This is a genomic window from Lactiplantibacillus garii, from assembly GCF_003885105.1.
Lineage (GTDB): Bacteria > Bacillota > Bacilli > Lactobacillales > Lactobacillaceae > Lactiplantibacillus > Lactiplantibacillus garii.
Genome location: NZ_QWZQ01000007.1, coordinates 74,435 through 83,131 on the forward strand (window position 1 = coordinate 74,435; position 8,697 = coordinate 83,131).

General features: G+C 45.0%; 5 protein-coding genes. 1 reads left to right on the forward strand and 4 read right to left on the reverse strand.

The genetic code is table 11. The features are described from left to right. Nucleotides 1-81: 81 nt before the first annotated feature. The 4 genes from D1831_RS03450 to D1831_RS03465 all read right to left on the reverse strand — a co-directional run bounded on the left by D1831_RS03450 (nucleotide 82) and on the right by D1831_RS03465 (nucleotide 7,574). Nucleotides 82-741 (reverse strand): ABC transporter ATP-binding protein, encoded by a 660-nt coding sequence (locus tag D1831_RS03450; protein WP_125071536.1) that lies wholly within the window; start codon nucleotides 739-741, stop codon nucleotides 82-84. 13 nt (nucleotides 742-754) lie between these two features. Next, nucleotides 755-2,242 carry an ABC transporter permease gene (locus D1831_RS03455; protein ID WP_125071537.1) on the reverse strand — a complete coding sequence of 496 codons (1,488 nt, stop codon included), beginning with the start codon at nucleotides 2,240-2,242 and terminating at the stop codon, nucleotides 755-757. 207 nt (nucleotides 2,243-2,449) lie between these two features. Further along, entirely contained in the window at nucleotides 2,450-3,010 is a 561-nt protein-coding gene (locus tag D1831_RS03460; protein ID WP_125071538.1) for a DNA-3-methyladenine glycosylase I, read from the reverse strand. 88 nt (nucleotides 3,011-3,098) lie between these two features. After that, complete coding sequence (locus tag D1831_RS03465) at nucleotides 3,099-7,574, reverse strand: MMPL family transporter (protein WP_125071539.1); 4,476 nt, start codon at nucleotides 7,572-7,574, stop codon at nucleotides 3,099-3,101. A gap of 213 nt (nucleotides 7,575-7,787) precedes the next feature. Between D1831_RS03465 and D1831_RS03470 the strand changes: the two genes are divergently transcribed. Then, nucleotides 7,788-8,333, forward strand: a complete 546-nt coding sequence (locus tag D1831_RS03470; protein ID WP_225422759.1) for a TetR/AcrR family transcriptional regulator — start codon at nucleotides 7,788-7,790, stop codon at nucleotides 8,331-8,333. Nucleotides 8,334-8,697 lie beyond the last annotated feature (364 nt).

Here is an 8,697-nt window from a genome sequence, read left to right on the forward strand (position 1 = left end):
GGGTAACTGACGCGTTTTGAAATTTCGTTCCAGTTTCAAACAACTTATTTTTATTCTGCCACTGGTAATTGGCAGTTTATTTTAAGCTTCTAAACTGAATTCATGTTTGGCTAACCGGTACGAATGGTCGCAAACGGCCGCCACGTCCGGTTCGTGGGTCACGATGATCACACATTTGTGTTGCTCATGCGCAATTTTTTGAAATAACTCAATAACTTCCCGGGTGTTTTCTTCGTCCAAATTACCGGTAGGTTCATCTGCAACCACTAACTTGGCGTCACAGACCATCGTCCGGGCAATGGCAACCCGCTGTTGTTGTCCACCGGAAAGCCGTTGAACATTTTTCGTCATTTGATCGTCACTTAGTCCCAATTTACGTAACATTTCCATGGCATACTGCTTATCACCGCGGTGCTCAGAATCGGTAATCGCCATAGCCGTTAGTAAATTATTCAGCGGTGACATGTAGGTCAATAAATTATAAGACTGAAATACAATCGCCACGTGGGACTTACGGTAAGCCGTTAACCCGATTTTATTGATTGGTTCACCGTTCATTTCAATTTGACCGGCGCGCGGCTTATCCAACCCCGCCAAAAGTGACAGAAAGGTCGTTTTACCAGAACCACTCTGACCAACGATGGCGTAAGAGGTACCCGCTTCAAAGTTTAAGTTAACGTGTTCAAACAGGCTGTTTTCCTGGCGATCATACCAGTAGCCTAAATCATTTACTTTTAACATGATTGCCTCCCAACTAATCAATTAAGACTTTCTTCGGTTGCAGGCGCAGAATTCCACCGGAGGCCAGCATAATCGATAGGAACATGATTGCGAGACCGAAACCACCTAGTTCAACTAAGTCCATCACGGTTACGTTAATGTCTAAATCGGTCTGTTTCTGACTCGCCGCGCTGCTGCTTGAACTGCTACCAGGGCCGCCCTGCATGTTACCACTTGGCTTACTACCGCCAGTCGTCCCACCAGGAGCACCACCGCCACCGGGTTGACCACCCTGCGTACTAGTAGTGGAACTGGTCGTTGCCGTCGTTGTTTGTTGTGAAACCAGCTGTTGACCCAGTTGATTACCCACAAACTTGCCACCGAAACCGGCAATCACGATTGAAACCACCAGTACCATCACCATTTCAACAAAGAATTGGGCAACGATCTTCCACCGGCTTTCACCGAGGGAGAGCAGCACACCAATTTCATAACGGCGTTCCCGAATCATTAAAATAACAATCAGCGCTAAAATAATGGTTCCGGCAATCGCCACCAACCAAACAATCTTATCAGCAAACGACTTCACGTTATTCATCGAAGCTTTCACCGTTTGGTAACTGCTGTCATCGGTACTAAGTGAATACTTCGACGTGCTGATCAACTTATTGCCGGCAGTTTTAACGCTGCTGACTTTCGCGGGATCCGAAATTGTGAACGTAACGGAATCCGCCGTGTTCTTATACTTCGAACCCTTAACGGTGTTAGCGAAAGTGTACGACGTGTAAACACTGTTGGAAGGATCCGTCGCACCCGGTCCCTGTTGCGTGCTGGCACTGGATGACGCCTTATAGATCCCAACGATCTTCATCGTATAAGTCTTTTTCGTTCCGGTCGTGGCCTTTAACTTAATGGTATCACCGACACTCAGACTGTCTTCCTTTGCCAGCTCACTTTCAATGACGACGTTGTTAGTCCCTTCGTCACTGGCCGTAATTCCCCGGCCCTTCGTGATCTTGCTGGACTTGCTTTCAAAACTCGAGACACTGCTGGTAGCCGTTACACCGGAAATGGCAATGTCGCCACTCCCACTACTGCTACTACCACCCATGCTCTTCATCCCGCCGCCCGTGCTGCTACTGCTGCTGGACGTTGAAATGGTATCAAAGCCCTTGGCGTTAGCGGACGTCGAGACGGTGGCATTATAACTAGCCACGTTACTCAACTTAGCGATCTTGTTCGCGTCACTCAGTTTCACTGGGGACGTCGTTAACTTCGGTCGACTACTTTTACTGGTTGATGTCGAACTGCGCATCTTTTTAAAAGCTGCCTCCCGGTTTGCGGATAGAGTGACGGTGGCCCCGACACTCTTCTTAGCGTTGCTGGTCGCCGTATCCGCGGCGTTGCGAATCAGTAAACCGGCCAACACAAACAGCATGATTGCTGACGTGACCAATACTAATAAAATTGAACGACCCTTTTTCGCCGTTAGATTGAGCCATGCGCGTTTAAAAAAATTCACGCTGAACCCTCCTTAAGGTAAGTTTTAGAAATACAAATTGCTTTAACAGCTCTCAACTTACACGCAAAATGAGGCTAAACTGTGAAATCTCTCGGCACATTTATTGGCTTACTAACGAATATTTTAGATTATTTATTACTAATACTCCAAAGGACGGGGTTACCCGCAAAAAAAACACGTCCTACTCACTAGGACGTGCTTTAAACACTATTTAAGGTTCTCTGGTGCCCAGTCACAGTCGGCTAAGTGGTCGTTGATTAATCCCGCCGCTTGCAAATAAGAATAAACCGTCGTGGGTCCCACAAATTTAAAACCGCGCTTTTTCATGGCTTTTGACACTTGCTTCGCTAGGTCGTTCGTCGCCGGTACTTGGTCGGCCCGTTGCCAAGCCTGCCGAATCGGTTGATCATTGACGAACGCCCATAACCAACTCGCAAACGTCGATCCCGTTGGCCAGTCACGAATGACCCGGGCGTTATTAACGGTGGCGTTTAGCTTTAACCGGTTACGGATAATACTGGCGTTCGTCATTAGGCGGTCCACGTCCGCCGCGGTCATGGCCGCCACCCGCTCAACGTTGTAATGGTCAAAAGCCGTTTCAAAAGCCGCTCGTTTATTTAAAACCGTTTGCCAGCTTAACCCGGCCTGATAAGTTTCAAGGCAGAGCAATTCAAAGAGCTTTTGCGGGTCACGCTGGGGACGCCCCCACTCGTAATCGTGATAATTGCGCATTAAGTCGGACGTTTCCGCCCACGCACAGCGTTTCATAAAAAGCCTCCCATCAAAAAAACGGTGCCGAACAAACGTCGTTGTTTATCCGGCACCGTCAGTTGTTGATCAACAACCGTTTATATTTTTACTTGTGACTACGTTTCGTTTGGTCGTCCGCAGTTGATTCATTTTCCATGCGGTCCGTTAACGGGTACGTTAAGCGGATCAAACTTGGAATGACGGTTGGAATGAAGAATACCAGGATAATTAACCCGATAATAACCACCATCGCCACTTGAATCAAGGTTAAGACCCCGGAAGGCATCAAGGCGGCAAAGGTCCCACTCAGAATTAAAGCAGCCGATAAGACGACGGCCCCAATAACGGCGGAAGCTCTGACGATCCGGGTACTTGGTGTTGCAGCCGAATTATCAAACTCACGGTACTTCATCATCAGGAAGATACTGTAATCGACCCCGAGGGCAATCAACATGATGAACCCGAAGAACGGTGTGTTCCAAGTTAACATGCTTTGTCCTAAGAACCAGTTACTCAAGATCCGGGTGATACTCAAGGACATAATGTAAGCTAATAATAGCGTCCCTAAGATGTAGAACGGTTGTAAGACGGAACGGGTAATCACCATTAAGGCAATTAAGATTCCGACTAACATAATCGCAGCCGTCCGGATGAAGTCACTCGAAGCAATGGATTGCGTATCGTTAGTTTCAGAAGTTTGACCACCAATGGCAATCGTAGAACCGTCTAACGAAGTCCCCTTCAAGGTGTTCTGAGCCTGCGTTTGAATGGCTGAGATTTTATCCATGGCAGCCTTCGAACTTGGATTGGTATTTAAGACGATCGTTAACTTCGTTGCGTGTTCGTTTTCAGACATGTAGGCTTTCAACGCGGAAGCGTAGGTCTTGCCCTTCAAGACACTCTTCGGTACGTAGTAGGTCTTAGCAGCGTCGGAATCCTTCAAACCAGTTAAGTAACTGTTGGCAGAAACGACACCCTTATTGATCTTCTTCGTCCCGTCACTAGCGGATTGTAACCCACTTTGCAATTCTTTCATCTGACCGACTAAGCTCTGCATGGTGGTGTACATGGTTGCATTACCGTCAGCAACTTGTTTAGCACCACTGTTTAACTTATTCACACCACTAACAAGTTGTGGCACTTGGGCATTCAATTGTGCAGTTCCGGTTGCTAGTTTGGTTGCACCGGCATTTAAAGCAGCTGAATTTGAAACTAACTTGTTAGTCCCAGCATCAAGTGCACTGATGGCACTCGTTAACGTTGGAATTTGTCCTTGTAACGTTCCCAAACCAGAAGAAACTTGTGAAGAACCACTAGCTAGTTGACTCACACCACTTGCCAATGCAGGTACCTGGGCATTTAACTGACTATTACCAGAAGCTACCTGGGTCGCTCCAGATGCTAACTTATTCACGCCACTAACAAGAGTTGGAACTTGTCCATTTAACTGTGCGTTACCAGTTGCTAACTTAGTAGCTCCATTGTTTAAAGTGCCTGAGTTTGAATTCAATTCATTTGCACCCGTACTTAACGCACTAATTGCGCTCGTCAATGTTGGTACCTGCGAACTAAGACTGCTTACACCGTTATTAACCTTATTCGCACCAGCAGCAGCACTAGCAACACCAGTCGTATACGTATCTAATTTACTTGCTAACGTTTCTGTACCAGTCTTAAGTTGACCTAATCCAGAAGTTAATTGACTAGATCCCGGAACCAACCCGGTTTGGGTAGATGTCCCTTCAAGAGCTGCTTCGAGCTGTTGCATACTAGTTGCAATCTTCTGCATTCCTTGAATAGCAGTAACTGACTTGTTATTAACGTCTACGGAACTTGCTGCCAACTTCTGTAACTCAGTAAGGTTGGTACTTAAACCACTCAAATTATTTTCAATACTGTCTAAAGTACTCAATTGTCCCTTTAAATCTTTTAATGCATTTAAGCCGGCCGCATCACTTGAAGACGTATTTGCCTTAGTAGCAGCAGTTGCAGAACTAGCATTTGCACTATTTTGTGCATTAACTTGTGAAGTTACGGCAGAAGTAATAGCTGCTTTCTGCTCACTAGTTGCGGATGATCCAGCCGCAGCAACTGCAGCCGACGCAACGGCATTTGCATTGACTGAAGCCGTAGACGAACTCGTCGTACTAGTCGTATTCTTAGCATTTAATGCACTTTCAATGGTTGCCATATCAGTGTTAATGGCTGATTTACTGTTTCCAAATGATGTCAACGCGCTATTTAGCTCATTAACTTTAGTGGTTAACGGGCTCGAATTGCCCGCATACGTTGTCATCACCGCATTTACTTTCTTTAACGCACTTTCTAACTCTTGTAAATCAGAGGTATTAATTGATGTTGTTCCTGACTTAACTTGTGACTCTAATTGAGCTAACCCTTTTGACACACTGGCTGCTCCTTGTTGTAATTGAACCACACTAGAAGTTAACCCCTTAGTTCCTTCAGAAATTGAAGATTTACTGTCATTTAGCGTATCCAGTCCCGTTGATAAAGACTGTGTCCCCGTAAATAAATTACTTACGCCAGATTTCAAACTACTGGTTTTACTATTCAACTGATTTAGACCACTATTAATAGTGTAAACACCATCAGTATAAGTAACTAATCCAGCCTTTAGCGTATTAGAACCAGTTGCTAATTGGCCCGTTGCACTGGATAATTTGCCAGTCTGACCATTTAAACTATTTAAGCCGCTAGCAACTTGATTTGAACCACTGGCTAACTGGCCCGTTGCATTGGCTAACGTCCCGGTCTTTCCATTTAACGTATTCAAACCACTCGTAACTTGATTTGAACCACTGGCTAATTTATTGACACCGCTAGCTAGCGTGCCAGTTTTTCCATTTAATTGATTTAAACCGCTATTAACTGTGTAAACACCGTTAGTATAGGTGACTAATCCAGTTTTTAACGTATTGGAACCACTGGCTAGTTGACTAGCACCGCTAGCCAACGTACCAGTCTTTCCATTTAGAGTATTTAAACCATCAGAAACTTGCTTTGACCCGTCGGCTAGTTTTTTAACATCCTTAACACTGCCAGCAATGTTGGCCTTCTTTAGTTTGCTATTAGCAGAACTTAAGCCACTGCCAATTTTGGTCAACCCACTGCCAGCCGTCTTCATCCCACTCGTAACGGTTCCCAATTGCTTGTTGACGTATAAGTCGCTAACTTCGGAACCACCGGGTTGGGTCACAGAAGCCACCGTTTTAACACCCTTAACCTTTTGTAACTGTTTAGTTAAGTTATCAATGGCTTTTAAATCTTTTTCGTTATTTAACGCGTGGTCACTCTTAATATAGAGGGTCGACGGTTCCGCCGTCCCCTTTGAAAAGTGACTTTGAACCACTTGGAACCCTTTTTTAGCGGGAATCGTATCGTTTAATTCAGCCAACGTATCGTAATTTAATTCGTTGTTATACGTCAGGATGAATGGTAGGGAAACACCCAGAATAACGATCAGCGCAATAATTGGGTAGCGGACGGAATTAACTGCAATTCCGTGCCACATCTTACTAGTACTACCACCCGCAAACTTCTTCGTTGGCCAGAACAGCCGCGGTCCTAAGAGGGCCATGAAGAACGGGTTCAACGTCAGTAAGACTAACAGCAGGATGGCAACGGCAATCGCCACGCCGACCGCTGATTTATAGATTGAAAAGTTCGCTAACCCTAAGGCTGAGAACCCAATCAGTAGTGAAGACCCACTGTAAAGAATGGTTCGTCCGGCAATCCTTAACGCGCGCCCAGTCGCGGCAACCGGACTATCGCCGTGACTGAGTTCTTCTTTGAATTGATCAAACAACAAAATGTTGTAGTCGGTCCCAATCCCGAACAGCACCACCACCATAAAGACTTGGGTGAAGTTCGACAATGGGAAGTTAAATTTATTAACTAAGTTCATGACAACACTCAGCGAAATAATAAACGAAACCCCGACAGACAACAGTGAAACTAACGGCGTAATCGGTGACCGGAAAACCAACGTTAACACGATGAAGATAAAGACCACGGTAATAATTTCCGTCTTCTGAATCCCAGCTTCGGTTTCCTGCGTAAAGTCATCGTTTAGGATGTCACTACCAGTGATGTACGTTTTGACCCCACTCGTTTTGGCACCCGCCGTAATATTTTTCGTCATTTCCGAAACGGTCTGGTTCTTACCAACCATTAACTGTAACAGTTCGGTCGACTTATCTTTAGAAATCAACTGTTTCTTGGCAGCCGCGTTATCACTCGCGGCGGTCATTGACTTCACGTGATACTTCGATTTTTGAACTTTGAAGCGTTGGATCGTCCCATCGATCTCCTGCTTCTGCGTATCGGTTAACGGTGAGTCGCCGTTGCTAAAGACCACGACCACTTGGCGAGTATTATCTTGATTCCGTCCCCAGTGGTTTTGGATCACTTGTGCAACTTGACTTTTGGCGCTGCTTGGCAGCTTTGTCTGGCCCTTTTCACGAACCAGATTGCTAATGTTTGGTAGGAAAATGATGGCCGCCACCATCACAACTAGCCAAACAATCGCTTGAATTGTAAAGCGTCTACGGCTCCCTTTCAATTTAAATCCCTTCCCTAATTCAAATTCTAAAACGACATCGTGACATTTAATCAACAATGTGTTTAAATAATAACAATATGTTAATTGAAAACTATCAAAATTTCAACCGACAATTTTCATAAAACCGTCATAAAATAAACAAAATCGATAATACTGTTCAAATAATGGGGTGAATATAAAGTGGTAGGTACAAAAAACAATCGTCGGTCGCAAATGACGAAGCGTTTAATTCAAGATAGCCTGATTGAATTGTTGCAACAACACGAGCTCGATGAGATTACCGTGACGGCCGTTTGCAAAGCCGCCGACATTAATCGTGGGACGTTTTACGCCCACTACGAAGACGTTAAGGACTGCATGAATCAAATGGAACAGGGCGCTACTAAGGAGCTTTTAGCCGTCATTGATGAGCACTCGGTACCCGATTCCTTACAGGCGATTCTCACGGGGATTTTTGAAGTGGTCAAAAAACGCCACGCCATTACTTCCTTTATATTAACGACGGATCAAGACTTTTTAATGAGCTTTATCGCCACGACTAAACGGGAAATTTTAGCTCAAAATCGGGCCAAAATTAGTGGGATTGGCAACCGTGAAAAGGAATACATGTTCGAATACTACCTCAACGGCATCGTCGGCGTGGTTCGCTACTGGCTTAAAACCGGGCTCCACGAATCTCCCGAAGAATTGGCCCGCTTCATTAACGACTGGTGGTACCGGGGTAAACCGGTGAAGGACCTTTCCGAGCCGCTGGATTAGGATTATCACCTCACAATTTGGTCAATAAACTAACCATTTTTAACTAATCAGCGTTAAGGTCATTAAATTTCCCACCTTAAACACCGTTAAACATTAACCTACGTCATAAAAATAGCATGTTCTGCGGATAACCGAAAGTAATCTAACTTTCATTCAGTCCAGAACCTCAATTCATATCAGTTAGGTTACCGTAATTAGCTTTAACTTAACTTGATGGTTATCAAGTTAGCCAAAAACGAAGCTGTGACATAACTAGCCTCTGTATAAGCAAATGGGACGAGAAACCGAATTTTGGTTTCTCGTCCCATTTGCTTACACCTTTGATTTTTAAAACTGGTCCCTACCGTGACCAGTTTCATAATGT

What these genes read in the sequence shown, in the direction of transcription:
- D1831_RS03450 (WP_125071536.1), bottom strand. Translation starts at nt 741, where the DNA reads ATGTTAAAAGTAAATGATTTAGGCTACTGGTATGATCGCCAGGAAAAC.
- D1831_RS03460 (WP_125071538.1), bottom strand. Translation starts at nt 3,010, where the DNA reads ATGAAACGCTGTGCGTGGGCGGAAACGTCCGACTTAATGCGCAATTAT.
- D1831_RS03470 (WP_225422759.1), top strand. Translation starts at nt 7,788, where the DNA reads ATGACGAAGCGTTTAATTCAAGATAGCCTGATTGAATTGTTGCAACAA.